The sequence below is a fragment of the Pelosinus fermentans DSM 17108 genome (assembly GCF_000271485.2).
Classification (GTDB): domain Bacteria; phylum Bacillota; class Negativicutes; order DSM-13327; family DSM-13327; genus Pelosinus; species Pelosinus fermentans.
The window spans coordinates 1,391,172-1,409,459 of record NZ_AKVN02000001.1; the positions used below are offsets into that span (position 1 = coordinate 1,391,172).

The following is an 18,288-nucleotide window of genomic DNA, read 5'->3' on the forward strand; positions in this document are numbered from 1 at the left end:
GAGATGATAGCATGAGAAAGATTGTTATATTGTTACTTAGTGTTTTTATGGTCATGGTGTTTACCGGCTGCTCTTTGTTATCAGGTAAGGATAGCAATAAAGTTGTAATTGGCGGAAAAAACTTTACAGAACAAGATATCCTGGTCTATATGATGAAATATGTGATTGAAGATCAAACCAAAGTGAAAGTAGAAACAAAAGCTTTTCTTGGAGGGACCAGTGTTGTGGCTCAAGCAATTGAGCGTGGGGATATTGATATCTATGCTGAATATACAGGTACAGCGCTTATTAATCTTCTCGGGGAGCCGGCAATGAATGATCCTCAGGCTGCCTATGACAAAGTACAAAAAATGTACCAAGAAAAAAAGCAGATTGTTTGGCTTGAGCCTTTCGGCTTTAACAATACCTATACCTTATCTATGCGCAGTGACGAAGCGGAACGTTTAGGAATTAATAGCATTTCTGACCTGGCATCTAAGGCAGATGGGCTTATGCTTGGATGCACCTCAGAGTTTCTGGAACGAGCAGATGGGCAAAAAGGTTTAGAAGAGAAATATGGATTTAAATTTGGCGCTACCAGCGGCATGGACCCCGGCTTGACATATGCAGCAGTACGTGATAAAAAGGTTGATGTTATTGACGGATTTTCTACTGATGGACGTATTGTAGCATTTAATTTGAAGGTCTTAGAGGATGATAAAAAGTTCTTCCCTCCATATTATGCGGCCCCTATTGTACGAGCAGATGTGTTGGAAAAACATCCTGAAATTGCAGATGCGCTTAAATTACTGGCAGGAAAATTAAATGAAGAAGAGATGGCTAAGCTCAATGCAAAAGTAGATTTGGAACAACAGGATCCAAAGGCAGTAGCCAAAGAATGGCTGCAATCCAAAGGGTTAATTAAATAAAATAGCAAAAGAAGACTTGACCGCAGTATAGCCTGGTCAAGTCTTCTTTTGCTATTTATAGATGCCATTGATAAGGAAAAAGATGTTTCTGTAAGAATACATTTTATAGGTGAAAAAAGATAAGATTGCATGAACCACAAAGGCACAATGCCGCTGATGCGTCACACAAAGGAGTGCACAAAAAATAATAAAAACCCTTTGTGTCCTTTGCGCCTTTGTGGTTCGTTTATCTGTTTTAATTATAGAACTAAATGATTGCTATATCACTATATTTTTATTTATAAAGGTACGAGCGGAGGAAAATAAGTAGTATGGATAGAAGTTATGGAAAGTATTAGGAATGTAATGAAAAATTAAGGCCCTTTTTAGTTATGCAGCTTTTTACGCCATATTATTTATAGATGACTGGAGAGATGATCATGTTCCGTACAGTCCGAGAAAAATTAATTATTAGCTTCCTGTTAGTAGCGATGGTTCCTCTATTACTTTTAGGCTTTAGTACTTATATACAAATGTCGAATTCATTAAAAGATGAAATGGTACTTACTTCGAGTAACCAAATGACTCAATTGGATTACTTGATTGCCAATATGTTAAAAGGTATAAAAGAAGATACGCAAATGATGTCAGCTCTCCCTGCTGTTACCCAAGGAGAAAGTGCGGCGCCGATTTATTTTGATACTAAAGTAGATACACCAGTTACCTATCAAGAGCCAGGAGATTCGATTGACCACCGCATTTTTACCGAATTCTCTAGATATGCAACTACTCATCAGGGTGTGGCTTATGTATACTTGGGTACGGAATCAGGGGGATATATTCAATGGCCTGCTACAAAAGTAAGGAAGGCGGGATATGATCCGCGAAAACGCTCATGGTACCAGCAGTCCATTAAGAATCCAGATCAAATTATGATCTCAGAGCCATACCAATCATACCTTGGTGATAATTTTATTGTCAGTACAACCAATCCGATTAAAGATCAAAATGGGAAAATTATCGGCGTTATGGGGATTGATGTCAGCTTAGAGCACTTTTCCCGGATGATTGAAGAGAGTAATAAAAGCAATTCAGGCTATCAATTCATGTTTACCAGAGACGGGACTATTTTGGCTCACCCTGATCAAAATCTTCATTTCCAAAATATTTCTCTCTTAGCAATGGAAGAGGGAAATAGCCAGCAGGAAAATAGCGGTAAAATGGGTTTTAGTGATTACTATAAATTACTGCATGAGCCAGAAGGTTTTCTGGAAACGACGATCAATGGAACAAAAGTGTTTATCAACTTTCAAACCTCTTTAGCGACAGGATGGAAAATCGCTACCGTAATAGACGAATCGGTACTCATTGCTAAGAATCGGCATGTAGCACTTGTCACAGGTGTATTTATTTTGCTTTTGCTGCTTTTTACTTTTGGAGGAACTTTTTTCATAACCTTATATCTGACCCAGCCTTTAGAAAAAGTGGTTCATCATTTGGAGACGATAGGGAATGGAGACTTTGCACTGCGTATTTCAGATACGCTGCTAAAGCAAAAGGATGAAATTGGGAAAGTGGCGCAAGCAATAGACAGCATGCAGCAAAGCCGCTATCAAGCGGAAATGCAATTAACATGCAGTAATGAAGAATTGACAAGTTTATATGAGCAGCTGGCCAGTACTGAGGAAGAACTTCGTGCTCAATTTGATGAACTCTGGGATAAGCAGAATACAATAGAAAGAAGTGAAGAACGCTATCGGTTAGCAACAGAAGGAGCTAATGATGCTATATGGGACTGGAATATTCAAAGTGGAGAGATGGTAATATCAAAACGCTGGCTGAAAAAATTAGGGTGGTCTGAACAAGAGGAGGAAAACTTCTTATCATCCTGGTGGAAAAGCATTCATCCGGAAGACCAGCTCCAAACCCGTGAAAGTTTAAAGGCACATTTGAAAGGCAAAACAGAGGACTATTTATGGGAGTATCGCGTAAGAGGGCGATCCGGTAAATATTTATGGGTACTCACTCGGGGAAAAGCATTATTTAATGAACAGGGGGTTGCAATACGCATGGCTGGGTCCTATACAGACATCACGGAACATAAGATGCGTGAATTGCAAATTCAGCATATGGCGTATTATGATTCCTTGACCAATCTGCCTAACAGGGCATCGATTGCTGAGCATTTATCTGCAGAACTAGAGAAGAAGGAAGCGAAAGGTGCTATTTTATTTATTGATTTAGATAATTTTAAACTCGTCAACGATTCTTTTGGTTATGAAAATGGTGATCGCTTACTCGTTCAAGTAGCAACGAGGTTAAAGCAAATTGCCAAAAAATATTTTGTTGCCCGCCTAGGCGGTGATGAATTTATTATGATGGTGAAAGGCATTGTGGATGCTGCTACCATTGAGAACTTAGCTCAACATATTACTCTGGCAATTGATCAGCCCTTTGGCGGAGATAAAAACTATTTTATGGTCACTTCTAGTATTGGCATTGCATTATATCCTAAAGATGGCAATAAACCGGATCAGATTATGCGGAGTGCGGATTTAGCGCTTCATCAGGCAAAGAGGGAGGGGAAACGCTGTTATGCATGGTTCCAAGAAAAACTTGAACATGAGATGTTAGAGAAGCTGCGTATTGAGCAGGGGCTGCGGGCTGCCATTGAAAAGGAAGAATTTGTACTCCATTATCAGCCCATCATAGACTTACATACTGGTGAAACTGTTGGTTTAGAAGCGTTGATTCGGTGGAATAGACCAGAGCATGGTCTTGCTTCTCCTGATGTCTTTATGGCAGTTGCGGAAGAAAGCGGATTGATTATTCATATGGGAAAATGGGTTCTAAAGACAGCTTGTTTATTTGGTAAAGAACTGCGAGATCATGGGCGGGATATTTCTATCGCCGTAAATGTGTCTGTTAAAGAACTTTTGCAGCCAGATTTTGTAGAGCAGGTTGCAGAGGTTCTGGATGATACGGGCTTTCCGAGTTCTTATTTGGAATTAGAAATTGTTGAAACCTTACTGATTGAGAAATTTGAAGTAGCACTTCCTAAGCTTCACCATTTGCGGGCGATGGGAGTACAGATTTCACTTGATGATTTCGGGACAGGATATAGTTCACTCAGTTACCTCAAAGAGCTGCCGATTGACACGGTAAAGATTGATCGAACCTTTGTGATTGACGCCATGAAGAAAAGTGCCCATGCAGCGATTATCGAAACTATCATTGAACTGTCTCACCGCCTGCAATTAAAAGTAGTAGCAGAAGGAGTAGAAACAGAAGGACAGCGGTTTTTCCTGCGAAAGAAAAAGTGTGATAAAATCCAGGGCTATCTGATTAGTAAGCCAATGGAAAAGGAGAAAATCTGGCAGTACCTTGAAAATTGATTAAAAAATATAGGAGATTTATGTTTGAAAAGGAGAAAGTAATGCAATATTTCGTGCCCAAAGTGGCGGCTGTTCATGATATTTCCTGTTTTGGACGCTGCTCTTTAACAGTGATTATTCCCGTATTATCAGCAATGGGAATTCAAGTCTGTCCTCTGCCGACAGCTGTTTTAAGCACTCACTTAGGTGGTTTTAAAGACTTAGCATTTTGCGATTTTACAAATTATATGCCGGAATTTTTTCATCATTGGAAGAAAGAAGGAATTACTTTTCATTGTATTTACAGTGGTTTTTTGGCCTCAGAGGAACAAATTGATGTAGTACAGCACTTTATTGATGAATCTTCTTCCAACCATCCCTTGGTAGTTGTAGACCCGGTCATGGGGGATGAAGGGAAGTTATATTCTATTTATACACCTCATATGCAAGAGCGTATGAAGGATTTAGTTCGAAAAGCAGATATTGTTACACCCAATTATACCGAGGCATGTTTTTTACTGGGAGAGAGTTATCAGAATACAATTTATGATACCAAGAAAATGAAGAATTGGCTTATGGATTTAGGAGGCTTTGGTCCATCCAAGGTGATAATCACAGGAATTCCCTTTGTGAATGAGAAAATTCTTACCATAGGATATGACAAAAGAAAAAATACCTTCTGGGAAGTTTACAGCGACCACATTCCAGTCAAATATCCTGGAACAGGAGATATTTTTGCCAGTGTGCTGGTGGGGGCTTTGCTGCAGCAGGACTGTCTGTCAGCAGCTATGGAACGGGCAGCCGAATTTGTTAGGCTCTCCATTCAAAAGACCTTTGCCGCTCAGACTCCCTCCCGGGAAGGTGTATTGGTAGAAAAGGTGCTGCCTTGGCTTTGCCGAGATACCAGGCAATAAAACAGCAAGATTCGCCGGGGATATCGAAGATCCGGCGAATCTTGCTGTTTTTAGGTGGCATTGGATTTTAGAGGGTAGGCTGCAAGGTTTTGTGAACTGCTTTTTTCCCTAGCCACCATCGCAGCAGGGGAATCCCGATAAGCAGCATAGATAATAAGCGAAATAATTGGTAGGCAACAACCAGTGAAACATCAGCATGAACCGTCATGGCTGTGAGTCCCATCTCTGTTATGCCGCCGGGAGCAGTACTGATAAAAGCGGTTAGAAAAGGAATTCCATAGAGCTTCACCAGTATATAATCAATCCCTAATGAACCTGCAATGACAAAAATGACTCCTCCAAAACTATAGGAGACAATGGATTTCCAATTTGTTAATCCATCGAAAGTGATATCGGCTCCCATGCGTATTCCAATGAATATCTGTGCTAATGCTGTGATGTATTGAGGAAGATGAGGAGCGTTATAGCCTTGAATGATAAGGGCAATGGTTCCAATAACAGGTCCCATAAGATAAGGAGTGGGAATTCTGATGACTCTGGCTAGGAAGGCTGAAATAATACATACAATTCCAAAGGGCAGAAATTGTTCAAATTGTAAAGAGGCAGTAGATGCAAAAAGCGGCAGAGGGGTAGAATTGTTTGAAAGACCGTAAATTGCCAGCATTGGTACAATAAATACAACCGTTAGTACCCTGGTTATTTGCATAAGAGTAACGACAGCAACATCAGCACCATCAATTTCTTCACAAATGACAGCCATTTGGGAAAGACCGCCGGGTATACTGCCAACTAAACCATTTATCATCCCCACACCTGTAAAGCGGCAAGTAAACCATCCTGCCAAAAGGCTCAGTGTCATAGTAGTGAAGGTCGTTAGCAGCATGCCGGGGAGCTGGTCTAAAATTTGTTGACCGACCTGAAGGGTAAAAGGACTGCCCATAGCATAGCCAAGAAAAATCAGACCTATATTGCGTATGGATTTTGGCCAATGGATGGGTTTCTTTCTGATTGTCTTCCAAAGTAAGGTGGTCACCAAGGGACCGATGGTCCAAGGAAGAGGTATATGGGCGCTAAAAAAGATGATTCCTCCTATACAAGATAAGAAGAAAATTACAATATTATTTTTCATGTTTCGCCTTTCCAATCGATTTCATTGTAACTATTCAGCGGAATATTTACAAAAAAGTAATATAAATATAAAATACCATGAGATAGTTGCGCGGTCAACTATCTCATGGTATTTTATATTTATTTTTTCTCAGTGTTCTCTGCGGTTTGGTTTACTTTCTATGTTTTAAAGGACGCGCAGCGTTTTTCTTACAGCGGGAAGAATAGCGCTAATATTGCAAGTCCCAAAAGTACGGTCTAGTTAAATCCGTTGCCAAAGAGCAGCTAAACTGTCAGTATTATATTTTTTAACGGATTTTTCTTTAAGTGTGGCAAGGGTATCTGCGCTATATTGAATGGGTTGATTAGACAAAGATCCTGATTCTGTTAATTTCCAGCCGCTTGAAGTTTGGGATAGCGTAAAGGTCATAGCTGCTAAATCCGTATTGCCATGAAGGGTCATCCCATTTACAAGTTCTCGGGTATAGTAACAGGAACCAGTAATAGAAGTAGAATCAGCATCAGAAATATCAACATATAGAAGGGTAAAATGATCATATTTCGCTACCCAATTATCAAACTGCTCTTTTGTAAGCTGCCTGGACACAATATCAATTTCCTGCAGTTTTTCTAAGTCTTTTGTATTAAACGAATCCAATCTTTTTAGTAATAGTTGAATGGCTTTACGCTCTTCTGGGGCAATGGATGATGTAATTTGCGTTACGTTAGAGAGTTCTGCAATTTTTCCCCATTGGAAGGTACTCATGGTATTTACCTTCAGCTTTGCGTCAAATTGAATGATGAGCCCCTCTTTCTTAAATTTACGCGGTAAATTGATTGGCTGATATTTTACCCCATCGTCCCCGATTATGCCGTAAAAGCCTTGAATAGCAGTAGGGGCGGTTACTTGACCAGTCATATGAAAGGTGGTATTGACCTGGGCGGGATCTGCTGCCACAGCTAAGACAGCAGGAGAAAATACAGTAAGCATCAGAATTGAAAATAAACATAGACATCTTTTCGTAATTGTATTCATAAAGCACTCCTATGATTTTAAGTTTTATTGATGAATCGGATACATAGTATTAGGTAAAAAAGGCAATGAACCGCAAAAGTCATGAAGAAATAAAGGAGTGATTTAACCACAAAGGCGCAATGCCGCCGCCCGCGGCACACAAAGGAGTGCACAAAAAAATATAAATAACCCCCTTTGTGTCCTTTGCGTCTTTGTGGTTCATAATGTTTTATTTTTTTTATTCACCTTTAAGTGTAAGAGCATCGGCGGGAACTCTTTTATAAGGCAATTTTCCAATGAGCTCATCCATTGCTTTCCCGACAGAGTTGTAAAGGTTTGTGTCAACTCTCATGGGCTCTAAGCCAGAACTGGAAGCTCTTAGAGACAAATATGTACCGTCCTTGACCGTATATGCATAACATTTTATCAAGACTCTGGTATCCAAATAAGTATCATCATCATCAGAATAAAGACCCCAGAAGGAAGAGGTTACAGTTGCTGATTGGGCATCGACAAGTTCAATACCAATCACGATATCTGCAGAAAGATCGTTTGCCAGCTGTTCCATGGCAGCTTTATCTTTTAGATTTTTTAGCGTGTCTTTTTGTACTGCCCCAGCTGTAGATTCTACGGACATGATTTCATAAAAGGGAAATTTGAATTTATTCTTAACTTTTGTTTGTATCAATTCTAGAATCTCTTCATCTTGGCAATTCGCAGTATTGACTAAAGGTACCACAGCAACATGATACGTGTTATAAGCAAGAGCTGGTAAGGGGGTTAAAATAATATAAAGCTGCAGAAAAGCAATTAGAATCAAAAATTTCTTAAAACGAGTCATAATCTCACCTCATATAATTTTCTTTTCTAAATATAGGATATCATAAAGTACAAGCAGAAAGAAGACTTAATTCCGATTCGATTATTCCATTGGGTCATTCTTCTATATGATGTTATATTTTTTATCTCATGCTTGAAAACATAATAGGATTGCAAAGCATATAATACATAACCAGGGACGTTTGAAAAGAGGGGGGAATAGGGATGGAGTGGGTCAGCTTTGTAATGGATCATTCTGGTATTACTATTATTTTTTTACTGTTATGTTTGCTCTGTTTTAATTTTGGCAGCTTTATCTTTCTGCTATTGATTCTAGCGGCACTTTATTTTGGAGGATCATGGCTGTTAGGATGTATATAAAAAGCGCACCCTCATTGCAGATTAAAAACAAGTATTGCTAGTGCAATGAGGTGGGGATACAATAGTGGAAGAAGGAAGTAACATTAATTTGTCATTATCAAGAAAAGCCCTTTAAAAAGGGTATAGAAAATGCGTGGAAAAAAATAATCGAACCGCAGAGACGCAGAGAACACAGAGAAAAGATAGGGTTAAAAATCTCCTCAGCGTCCTCTGCGTCTCTGCGGTTAAATCGTTCTATTTGCTCTGTTCGTCATTATCAAAAAAGCCCCTTAAAAAAAGCATCGGATGTCTTTTCTGACACTCCTGTGATTTATTTCATGGCCGTTGCGAGCATCGCGAAGCAATTCCAGGTTTGCTGGGGAGATTCTTCACTTTGCTTGCAATGACAAAAGGACGCGAAATGTTGTTCGTATTGAGACAGACTAATGTATTATAAAAGGTTATATCTACTGGTAAGAGAGGAGAGGGAGGATATGCTTAGAATTAGTGATGCGGCCAAGGAGTATATACTTACGAAAAAGAAGCCTGTGTATGTGATCCAAAATGGCCCGACTGGACTTTGCTGTGGCAGTGTTGATTTTGGACCCTCTGTATATTGGGGAAATCCACCAATGGATCAGGAGTATACTATAAATGAAATTGATGGAATTACTGTATATGTGCCCCAGGATTTTTATACAAATGTTCCTCTTACTGTTGAGGTAAGAAGTTTCTTAAAAATTAAAAACTTATATATTGAAGGATGGAAAGTAATCTGACCCCTGTAAGTCCGATCTCTTTTGGGATACATAATGGAGGAGTTTGGCCAGATGAGTAGAAATGAAGGGTGAGAGAAGGATGACTAAAGGAGTGAGCAGCTGGTGAGTCTATTGATAACCGGAGGGACTGGCTTTGTAGGTCGAGCCGTTGTCAAACAATTAGTAGCCCGGGGAAATACATTTCAGATTGTCTCTCGTGACAGTAAGAATCACCCAAGAGACTCTATGGTTCCATTGCCTGAGCCGGGAAAACTATTCACTTCTGCTACGATTGCGGGGACAAGCTGTATTATTAATCTAGCGGGTGAAAGTATTGCAGGCAGCCGATGGAATTCCGTTGTTTGTCAAGACATCATAAACAGCAGAGTAAAAATCACTTCTTGTATTGTTGATAGCATTCTTCAGAATCAAAAAATGGGGCTGCCCTATCCCAAGGTATTAATCAATGCATCAGCGATTGGCTACTATGGCTCTCATCCTAAGCGGCGATTTACAGAAAGTAGTGGAAACGGTCACGGCTTCTTAGCCGATGTATGTCGAGCCTGGGAAGGGGAGGCTGTAAAAGCGGAAAGCTTGGGAGTACGTGTCCTGCGTTTACGATTTGGTCATGTACTTGGATTGGATGGCGGCATGCTGCCGAAGGTTACTCTGCCCTTTCGCTTTGGTGTTGGCGGTTATATTGGAGATGGACAGCAATGGATGTCTTGGATTCATCTTGATGATCTTGTGAACTTGATTCTGCAGGCAGTTGAGTGTGAAGACTGGCAGGGGGCGTATAATGCTTGTACTCCCAATGCTGTCACGATGCAGGAATTTATGGAAATACTGGGAAGAGTGCTGGGCAGTAAAAGCCGTACTCGTATTCCAGCTTTCTTAGCAACAATACTGTTCGGCGATATGGCACAAGAGGTCTTATTAAAGAGCCAGAAGGTGTATCCTAAGCGCTTGCTGCAGCAAGGCTATACCTTTCATTATCCTTGCCTTGCCGATGCCTTAACACATATCTTTAAAAAATAGAATCATAGTAATAATCCTGGCATTTTTCATAAATGCCAGGATTATTACTATGATTCTTATGCTTGGAACTCTATTTAAGGAAAGAACGTTTTCCATTTGTTGACTTGCTTTGAATGAGGAAGGTATAATTGGGGTACATTTTGACTTATAGCGTGTAAAAGATGTAATATAAGCATAGATTGTATAAAAAGGAAATAAACTCCTGCAAGAGAAACTTTGTTGAATCAAAAAGTTTTGCGAGAGCAGTTGTATAGGGAAAGGACTGTATAATGAGTAAAGTATTAGTGTTAGCGGAAAAACCTTCTGTTGGTAGGGATTTAGCCAGAGTATTACGTTGTAATCGAAAAGAAAATGGCTATTTTGAGGGAGAAAAACATATTGTTACCTGGGCATTAGGACATTTAGTAACCTTAGCAGATCCAGAAGTGTATGATGATAAGTATAAATCCTGGAAGCTGGAAGATTTACCCATGCTGCCCGCACAATTAAAACTGGTTGTCATTAAGCAAAGCGGCAAACAGTTCAACACGGTAAAAACACAAATGACGCGCAAAGATGTAAGTGAGATTGTAATTGCCACAGATGCGGGGCGGGAAGGGGAACTGGTTGCCCGCTGGATTATTGAAAAGGCACATATCAATAAACCCATTAAGCGGCTGTGGATTTCTTCCGTTACGGATAAAGCCATTAAGGAAGGCTTTAGCAAACTTAGGCCTGGCAAAGAGTATGAGAGTCTCTATGCTTCTGCCGTTGCCCGGGCGGAGGTGGATTGGCTTGTGGGAATTAATGCGACTCGCGCTCTAACATGCAAATACAATGCCCAGCTTTCTTGCGGCAGAGTACAAACGCCAACTTTAGCCATTATTGCAGCCAGAGAAGAGGAAATTAAAACCTTTAAACCAAAAGAATATTATGGAATTTCTGCAACTGGCAGCAATCATTTAAAATTAATTTGGCAGGATAAGAATACAAAAAATACGCGAACTTTTGATAAAAGCGTTTGTGAAGCACTATTAAATACGGTTAAAAATAAAAATGCTGAAGTGGTGGAAATCGACAAAGCTTATAAAAAGAAGTTTTCTCCCCAATTATATGATTTAACAGAACTGCAGCGAGATGGTAACCGTCTATTTGGTTTTTCACCAAAAGAAACTACCTCTATTATGCAAAGATTGTATGAGAATTATAAGGTGCTAACCTACCCTCGTACGGATTCAAGATATATTTCTACGGATATTGTCGACACCCTCAAAGACCGAGTCAAAGCATGCAGTGTAGGTCCTTATTCTCAAATAGCCTCTGCCATTTTGAAAAAGCCCATCAAAGGGAATTCCTCTTTTGTTGATAATAATAAAGTCTCTGATCATCATGCAATTATCCCAACAGAACAGATGCCAATGCTAAGTTCTATGAGTGATATGGAGAGAAAAATATATGATTTAGTTGTAAAACGATTTTTAGCAGCCTTATATCCGCCATTTGAGTATGAGCAAATCACTCTAAAAGCTAAAATAGGCGGCGAAGTTTTTATTGCCACGGGTAAAACGATTATTGCCCAAGGATGGAAGGCAATTTATGAACATGCTGGTGAGGACGATGAGGCAAAAGAAGATGTAGTAGAACAATTATTACCCAAGATCAATCGAGGGGACACTATATCGATTACTAATGTGAGTCTTACCAAGGGAGAGACGAAACCTCCTGCACCTTTTAATGAAGGTACCTTATTATCCGCTATGGAGAATCCTGTTAAGTACATGAGTAATGAAAGTGAAGCCTTGAAAAAAACCATTGGAGAAACAGGCGGCCTCGGCACGGTAGCTACAAGAGCGGATGTGATTGAGAAATTATTTAATAGCTTCTTAATCGAAAAGAATGGCAAGAATATTTTTATTACTGCCAAAGGAAAACAACTGCTGGCATTGGTTCCTGAAGATTTAAAATCCCCAGCCTTGACGGCTCAATGGGAACAAAAACTAGGCTATATTGCAAAAGGAAGCTTGAATAAAAATATCTTTATTAATGACATGAAAAAATATGCGCAAGTGGTTGTAAGTGAGATCAAAAACAGCCAAGATAAGTTTAGGCATGACAATCTTACTAGAACAAAATGTCCGGAATGTGGAAAGTTCATGTTAGAAGTGAATGGCAAGAAGGGAAAAATGCTTGTTTGTCAGGATCGAGAATGTGGGCATCGTAAAAATCTCTCCATAATAACGAATGCCAGGTGTTCTACTTGCCATAAGAAATTGGAGTTACGCGGTGAGGGTGAAGGGCAGATCTTTGTCTGCAGCTGCGGTTTCCGAGAAAAACTCTCTACTTTCAATGAACGAAAAAAGAAGGAAAGCACCAAAAGCTCAAAGGGAGAAGTTGCTAAATATATGAGAGAGCAAAGTAAAGGAAGCGATGGACCGTTTAATTCTGCTATGGCAGAAGCCCTGGCAAAATTGCAGCTAAAATAGAATCTGAAATGGAAAAGGCCAGTAACCTGCGAAGGTGCTGGCCTTTTTGTAGTATAGGATTTATAAGCTTTTGGAGCAAAAACACGAAACCGTGAAGTTAATAGTTCGCGTATGTTTACTTCGTGTTCTTTCTATTCTTCGCGTCTTCGCGGTTCAAAGGCTTTATTTTTTAAAGATGCAAAGTATTTTTCTTACTTAATTATTCTTAATACTGTTTAATTTTTGCAGTTAAATATATTTTCAAAATTTTTATTAGCAATATAAACAAGGAAATTTCAAATTAACGGAGAAGTTTACAAAAAGTTACATGTAATGCTATTCTTATCAAATTTTTTGGAAAAAGATAAAAGAGGCGACAAAATGATTCCTAAGTTTGTTTTGAGGTTACTATGAAAATAAAAAAACAATCTATCGGATTTCAGTTTATTGTATGGACATTATTAGTTTGTATCGCACCTTTCGTTGCGGGTGGACTCTATATAGAGAAGGTGATAACGAAGCAGGTACATGAGAATTTTGAATATTATACCTATGAAATATTAAGAAAAATACATAATAAGATTGATGATGGATCGATTAAACCAGTTTATGAGGCTATATCATTATTGGCGATGGACGACCGAACAGCAGAAGTCATTAAATTTATAGGCGATAAGCAAATTAAAAATCCTGAGATGCTTGACTCTAAGATTTATCAATTCGTTGTTAACTATTCGGGTATATTTCCCCGTATGATGCTCGTTGGGTTAGGGACAGAGCAAGGGGGATACTTAGAGTATCCTGGTTTTTTTACAGAGTCTGGATATGATTCTAGGTCACGAATGTGGTATCAAGAAGCAGTTAATCATAAAGGTACTGCTTATTTAACAGACCCTTATGCCATGAAAACGACAGGAGAAATAGTTGTTGCATTTTCACGTACTGTTCAATACAAAGATAAAATACTTGGTGTGGTAGTAGCTGGCTGGAATGTGGAAGATTTAGGAAAAAGGATAGAGGAATTTAAAATTGGGACAAATGGTTATGTAATTTTGCTAAGTCAAAATAATAAAGTTATTGTTTGTTCTAAGCATAATGAATGGCTGATGAAAACTCCACTAGAAATTGGTATTCCTGAGTTAGTTGATTTGGCAGATGATGGGAAGATATATCGTGTTATTATTGAAGGTAAAAGACAATTAGTCTCTGTTAATCGATCTCCTATATCAGGTTGGAAAGCCATCGCTATTATTGATGAGAGTGAATTAGCAGAGAAAGTAAGCCAAATAATGAAACCAATTTTTATTACTTGTATTGTGATGCTATTTTTAATTCTAGGCTCGATTTTTTGGATCACCAAAAAATATGTGATAGAGCCAATCAGTGAGTTAACTGAGGGGGTTACAGCTCTTAGTAATGGAGATTTGGAATTTAGGGTACCTTTAGGACGGAAGAATGAATTTGGTATCTTAGCAGTTGCTTTTAATGAGATGGCTGACAAATTGAAGGCTAATTTTAAAAAAATCCAGCAGCAAAATGAAATGATTTTATGGAATACAATTAGGCAAAAAGAAATAGAAAAGCAGATTGCCAGGCTTGATCGCTTAAATATCATTGGGGAAATGGCAGCAGGGATTGCCCATGAAGTACGTAACCCTATGACTACTGTACGAGGCTTCCTGCAAATGCTCGCCAAAAAAGAACATGATTCGCCTAACTTTTCTTTTTATGGTCTTATGATTGAGGAATTAGATCGGGCCAATAGCATTATATCAGAATTTCTATCTCTGGCAAAAAATAAAGCCGTTAATCTTGAATATGCAAATCTGAATCATATTATTGAAGCCATTATTCCTCTTATTGAAGCAGATGCCAGAATCAGTAATAAAAGTATTGTATTAGAATTAAGTGAAATTCCCGAATTGCTGATTGATGAGAAAGAAATTAGGCAAGTAATTCTTAACATGGTGAGAAATGGATTGGAAGCAATGGATGAGAAAGGAGAAGTCAGAGTAAGGACGTACTGTGAAGAGAATGCAGTAGTCATGGCTATTGCAGATCAAGGGTCAGGGATTAAAGTCGAAATATTAGAAAATATAGGAATTCCTTTTCAAACAACGAAAGAAAATGGTACCGGTTTAGGTTTACCTGTTTGCTATAGTATCGCAGCTAGACATAATGCTAAAATTAGCGTGAAAACAGGAGATGACGGGACGGAGTTCTTTGTTAAGTTTGAAAGGCTACAAGATAATTAATATCCATGAAGGGATTGAAAACAATGGCAGATGTAACAAAAATTGACGATAACAGTGGATATGATATCCAGGTCTTAAATGAAAGTCATTTAGCTCAAATCCTTTATTTACAGGAAATCATAGTTAAAAACTTATCTGATCCAACAATTTATTTTGCAGAACCAACACAGTTTTTTCATAAGCAAATCGCTATTGAAAAAAGCGTAATAGGTCTTTTTCAAAAGAAACAGTTAGTCGGTTTCCATATAGCTTCCTTTCCAGATTTAAATGAAGAGAACCTAGGTATTGACATTGGTATAATACAAGAGGAATATTTGCAGGTTGCCCAAGTGGGCCCACTTGCTGTACATCCGGATCATAGAAAGAGAGGACTTTTTAGTAAGCTCCTTGCAAAACATTTACAAATGATTAAAGAAATGGGATATAAGCATGTATGTGCTACGGTTGCCCCCGATAATTATCCATCTATAAAAGGTTTTATTGATAATGGTTTTGCCATTAGGCAGCTAAAAATAAAATTTAATAATCTACTTCGCTATGTAATGTATTTGGATTTAGAAAATTGTTTAAAGCAACCCCAGTATAGTGTACGAGTACTAGGCACAGATACTGAGTCACAGAAATTTATGATTAGTTTAGGTTTTTATGGATATGATGCCTTAAAAAATGAGAATGGTTTTGACATTGTTTTTGGCCGAGATGAAATGATAGTTTAAATTGATTAGTTGAATTAGATATAAGGGGGAGTTATTTTGAAAACTTGTGGTATTGTCGGCGGTATGGGACCGGAGGCAAGCGCACTGTTTTATATGAAGATTGTCAAACAATTTGTACATACTAAAGGATATCCTCCCATTCTTATGTATAGTGTTCCCGAACCTTTTCAAATCGCCGATTGTTTTTTACAACGTAACGAAGAGGGAAACTTGCTGGAACAACTTGTGATTGAAGGTATTAAGACAATACATGATAACGTGGATTTTTGTGTAATTCCTTGTAATACAGCTCATATTTATATCAATACAATTCGGCAGGTTTCAAAAGTTCCTGTGTTTAGTATCGTGGAAGAAACCTGCAGATATCTTAAACTGCATAAAATAAAAAAGGTAGGGATTTTAGCCACTACTGCATCTGTTGACAATCAACTATATACAAAACCCCTGTACGAGAGTAATATAGTTCCAATACTACCCGCGATATATCAGCAAAAAACTGTGTCAGAAATCATATATCGATTGGTAAAAGGAGAAATTTTAGCATCTGATAAAGCAGCATTACTGACGATTATCGGCAGTCTAAAGGAAATGGGTGCTGAATGTGTGATATTAGCTTGTACCGATTTACCTATTCTGCTTTCTCAGGATGATATTGATTTTCCTCTGTTTGATACCTTAGATATATTAGCAGAAGTAGCTAAAAATGCAATAATAGGTGAATATACAGTTGGTAATGCGTTAAGTACAGCATAAACATTATAAATTTAAGCTGCTCTTCAAAATTTCTATCTTTTGCATTTGATAACCGGTGTGTTACAATGAAAAAAAGCAAAAAATATAGATCGCCTACTACTGTATAATGAAGATGGGAAAGACAAGGGGGAAAACGCGTGGATCAATTTAAAAATGTTTCGATTGTAAAAAAGGCAAATGTATATTTTGAGGGGAAGGTAACGAGCCGAACTGTTCTTTTTGCTGATGGAACTAGAAAGACCTTGGGAATTATGCTGCCAGGGGAATATGAGTTTAGTACTGACGCTGCTGAAGTTATGGAGATTTTGGCAGGAGAGCTAGAAGTATTGTTACCAGGTGAAAGCACCTGGAATGTATATACAGGCGGAGATGACTTCCAAGTTCCAGCTAATTCACGTTTTTCGTTAAAAGTAAAAATCGTTGCGGATTATTGTTGTTCATATGAAGAATAATTCATGAAAAGAATGTAGCAGATACATACTGTTGTCACAAGCGTATGCTTGTGACAATCTTTATTTTTTGTACACAAAGAGAGGAGAACGTTTTTTGAGAGTGTTAAGGATCCTATTTTTAAGTATTGCGCTGTTTCTGGTAACGGTAAATGGCTATGCCCAAAACGATAAAATACAGCTTGTATGGCACAATGCTGAGGATGCAGTTATGTATGAATTGGAGATCGCCAATCGTCCCATTAAGAATAATAAGAAAGCTTCTGCCAAGCAATTTGTTTATAGTACAACCAAGATTTCTACTCCTGGTATTGAATTGGATGCAGCTTTATTTAAAGGCGAAAAACTAAAAAAGCTATATTATCGTGTTCGTCCTTTAGATTTCGATAAGAATCCTCGTGCTGCTTTTTCAGATCCGATTCCTTTAAGCGAAGGAGTTCTTAATCCTGTTAAGCCAACCATTACATCCAGCTTAAAAAAGAGTCACCCCCTGCCGCTATATCCTGTATATTCATGGATACCAGTATTAGGAGCTGATTCTTATGAAGTGGAAATATTGAGTGCTTTGCCAGAGAACCCCAACGGAGTGGAAGCATCAAAATATAGAATCCGTTCTTCTATAGTACAAGGCGGATTTGGATTTGATTATTATGACACTCATGCCTATGTAGAGCCAGGGACATTTTACTGGCGAGTACTTGCGTTAGATGAGAATCAAAAGCCGATTGGCAAGTATTCTGATGCAAGCCCATTGACCGTGAAAATAGGCAGCCAAAAATGGGCCGTGTTTGGCGATAGCATTACTCATGGGGGTGGAGCCATTTCGAATCCGCCATCGGATGAACGTTTTGAATATGTCTCATACTTGCCTTTCCCTGTGAAGAATTTAGGCAGAAGCGGAGATACCAGCGAGGCGATGGTGGAGCGTTTTGAACATGACGTACTTCCCTTTAAGCCTCAATATCTGTTTATTATGGGTGGAACGAATAGTATTCGTGGTGGCGTATCTGGAGAAGTAGTCATTGAATCCTTAGAATCACTAAAGAAAAAATGTGAGGAAAATGGAATCACGCCTATTTTCTTGACAGTCCCTCCTGTAAATCCTGAAAGAATACAGCGGGTATTTGATCAGTCAACTGCTGATAACTGGCAGGTAGAATTAGCGAAAGTGAATGCGTTTATTCGAAATCAATCCTATGCGATTGAAATTTATTCCCTGCTGGCAGATGAGGATGGAATACTGCCAGTAAAATATGCTCAGGATGGATTGCATCCTGACATCTCAGGTAAAAAAGTTATGGCTGATTCCATCAAGAATTTTTTAAAAAATCATCCCGAGCTGTAAAGCCGTACTGAATACATGCTATACAAAACACCGATTGCGAATTTTCGCATCGGTGCT

General features: G+C 38.6%; 15 protein-coding genes. 12 read left to right on the forward strand and 3 right to left on the reverse strand.

Going from position 1 to position 18,288, the window contains the following annotated elements; all coding sequences use genetic code 11:
• The first annotated feature begins 11 nt into the window (after positions 1–11).
• The 3 genes from FR7_RS06150 (at position 12) to FR7_RS06160 (ending at position 5,175) form a co-directional block, all read left to right on the forward strand.
• Positions 12–908, forward strand: a complete 897-nt coding sequence (locus FR7_RS06150; RefSeq protein WP_007931310.1) for an ABC transporter substrate-binding protein — start codon at positions 12–14, stop codon at positions 906–908.
• Between the two features lie 419 nt (positions 909–1,327).
• Positions 1,328–4,282, forward strand: coding sequence for an EAL domain-containing protein (locus tag FR7_RS06155; RefSeq protein ID WP_007931309.1), 2,955 nt, complete (start codon positions 1,328–1,330; stop codon positions 4,280–4,282).
• A gap of 41 nt (positions 4,283–4,323) precedes the next feature.
• Positions 4,324–5,175 carry a pyridoxamine kinase gene (locus FR7_RS06160; RefSeq protein WP_007931308.1) on the forward strand — a complete coding sequence of 284 codons (852 nt, stop codon included), beginning with the start codon at positions 4,324–4,326 and terminating at the stop codon, positions 5,173–5,175.
• Positions 5,176–5,242: 67 nt separating this feature from the next.
• Here the strand turns inward: FR7_RS06160 and FR7_RS06165 are convergent, their stop codons facing one another.
• From FR7_RS06165 to FR7_RS06175, 3 genes are all read right to left on the reverse strand, one after another.
• Complete coding sequence (locus FR7_RS06165; RefSeq protein WP_007931307.1) at positions 5,243–6,304, reverse strand: AbrB family transcriptional regulator; 1,062 nt, start codon at positions 6,302–6,304, stop codon at positions 5,243–5,245.
• Positions 6,305–6,544: 240 nt separating this feature from the next.
• Positions 6,545–7,318 (reverse strand): hypothetical protein, encoded by a 774-nt coding sequence (locus tag FR7_RS06170; RefSeq protein WP_007931306.1) that lies wholly within the window; start codon positions 7,316–7,318, stop codon positions 6,545–6,547.
• Positions 7,319–7,535: 217 nt separating this feature from the next.
• A complete protein-coding gene (locus FR7_RS06175; RefSeq protein ID WP_007931305.1) occupies positions 7,536–8,138 on the reverse strand; it encodes a hypothetical protein in 603 nt (200 codons plus the stop codon).
• A gap of 203 nt (positions 8,139–8,341) precedes the next feature.
• On the opposite strand from FR7_RS06175, the gene FR7_RS23780 reads away from it, so the two are divergent.
• The 9 genes from FR7_RS23780 to FR7_RS06215 all read left to right on the forward strand — a co-directional run bounded on the left by FR7_RS23780 (position 8,342) and on the right by FR7_RS06215 (position 18,231).
• Complete coding sequence (locus FR7_RS23780; protein ID WP_007931304.1) at positions 8,342–8,497, forward strand: hypothetical protein; 156 nt, start codon at positions 8,342–8,344, stop codon at positions 8,495–8,497.
• 473 nt (positions 8,498–8,970) lie between these two features.
• On the forward strand, positions 8,971–9,255 hold the full coding sequence (locus tag FR7_RS06180) for a CC/Se motif family (seleno)protein (RefSeq protein WP_007931303.1): 285 nt from the start codon (positions 8,971–8,973) through the stop codon (positions 9,253–9,255).
• 102 nt (positions 9,256–9,357) lie between these two features.
• A complete protein-coding gene (locus FR7_RS06185) occupies positions 9,358–10,272 on the forward strand; it encodes a TIGR01777 family oxidoreductase (protein WP_007931302.1) in 915 nt (304 codons plus the stop codon).
• Between the two features lie 269 nt (positions 10,273–10,541).
• Positions 10,542–12,734, forward strand: coding sequence for a DNA topoisomerase III (locus FR7_RS06190; RefSeq protein ID WP_007931300.1), 2,193 nt, complete (start codon positions 10,542–10,544; stop codon positions 12,732–12,734).
• Positions 12,735–13,123: 389 nt separating this feature from the next.
• The gene (locus FR7_RS06195; RefSeq protein WP_007931298.1) at positions 13,124–14,968 is read left to right on the forward strand and encodes a HAMP domain-containing histidine kinase; all 1,845 of its coding nucleotides are present in this window, start codon (positions 13,124–13,126) and stop codon (positions 14,966–14,968) included.
• A gap of 23 nt (positions 14,969–14,991) precedes the next feature.
• Positions 14,992–15,684: a GNAT family N-acetyltransferase gene (locus FR7_RS06200; protein WP_007931296.1), complete on the forward strand. Its 693-nt coding sequence runs from the start codon at positions 14,992–14,994 to the stop codon at positions 15,682–15,684.
• A 36-nt stretch (positions 15,685–15,720) separates the two neighbouring features.
• A complete protein-coding gene (locus FR7_RS06205; protein WP_007931294.1) occupies positions 15,721–16,437 on the forward strand; it encodes an aspartate/glutamate racemase family protein in 717 nt (238 codons plus the stop codon).
• 137 nt (positions 16,438–16,574) lie between these two features.
• The gene (gene ppnP / locus FR7_RS06210) at positions 16,575–16,889 is read left to right on the forward strand and encodes a pyrimidine/purine nucleoside phosphorylase (protein ID WP_007931293.1); all 315 of its coding nucleotides are present in this window, start codon (positions 16,575–16,577) and stop codon (positions 16,887–16,889) included.
• 100 nt (positions 16,890–16,989) lie between these two features.
• The gene (locus FR7_RS06215; RefSeq protein ID WP_237714783.1) at positions 16,990–18,231 is read left to right on the forward strand and encodes a GDSL-type esterase/lipase family protein; all 1,242 of its coding nucleotides are present in this window, start codon (positions 16,990–16,992) and stop codon (positions 18,229–18,231) included.
• Positions 18,232–18,288 lie beyond the last annotated feature (57 nt).

What these genes read in the sequence shown, in the direction of transcription:
- FR7_RS06180 (WP_007931303.1), top strand. Translation starts at nt 8,971, where the DNA reads ATGCTTAGAATTAGTGATGCGGCCAAGGAGTATATACTTACGAAAAAG.
- FR7_RS06160 (WP_007931308.1), top strand. Translation starts at nt 4,324, where the DNA reads ATGCAATATTTCGTGCCCAAAGTGGCGGCTGTTCATGATATTTCCTGT.
- FR7_RS06165 (WP_007931307.1), bottom strand. Translation starts at nt 6,304, where the DNA reads ATGAAAAATAATATTGTAATTTTCTTCTTATCTTGTATAGGAGGAATC.
- FR7_RS06155 (WP_007931309.1), top strand. Translation starts at nt 1,328, where the DNA reads ATGTTCCGTACAGTCCGAGAAAAATTAATTATTAGCTTCCTGTTAGTA.
- FR7_RS06170 (WP_007931306.1), bottom strand. Translation starts at nt 7,318, where the DNA reads ATGAATACAATTACGAAAAGATGTCTATGTTTATTTTCAATTCTGATG.
- FR7_RS06195 (WP_007931298.1), top strand. Translation starts at nt 13,124, where the DNA reads ATGAAAATAAAAAAACAATCTATCGGATTTCAGTTTATTGTATGGACA.
- FR7_RS06150 (WP_007931310.1), top strand. Translation starts at nt 12, where the DNA reads ATGAGAAAGATTGTTATATTGTTACTTAGTGTTTTTATGGTCATGGTG.
- FR7_RS23780 (WP_007931304.1), top strand. Translation starts at nt 8,342, where the DNA reads ATGGAGTGGGTCAGCTTTGTAATGGATCATTCTGGTATTACTATTATT.
- FR7_RS06190 (WP_007931300.1), top strand. Translation starts at nt 10,542, where the DNA reads ATGAGTAAAGTATTAGTGTTAGCGGAAAAACCTTCTGTTGGTAGGGAT.
- FR7_RS06200 (WP_007931296.1), top strand. Translation starts at nt 14,992, where the DNA reads ATGGCAGATGTAACAAAAATTGACGATAACAGTGGATATGATATCCAG.
- FR7_RS06175 (WP_007931305.1), bottom strand. Translation starts at nt 8,138, where the DNA reads ATGACTCGTTTTAAGAAATTTTTGATTCTAATTGCTTTTCTGCAGCTT.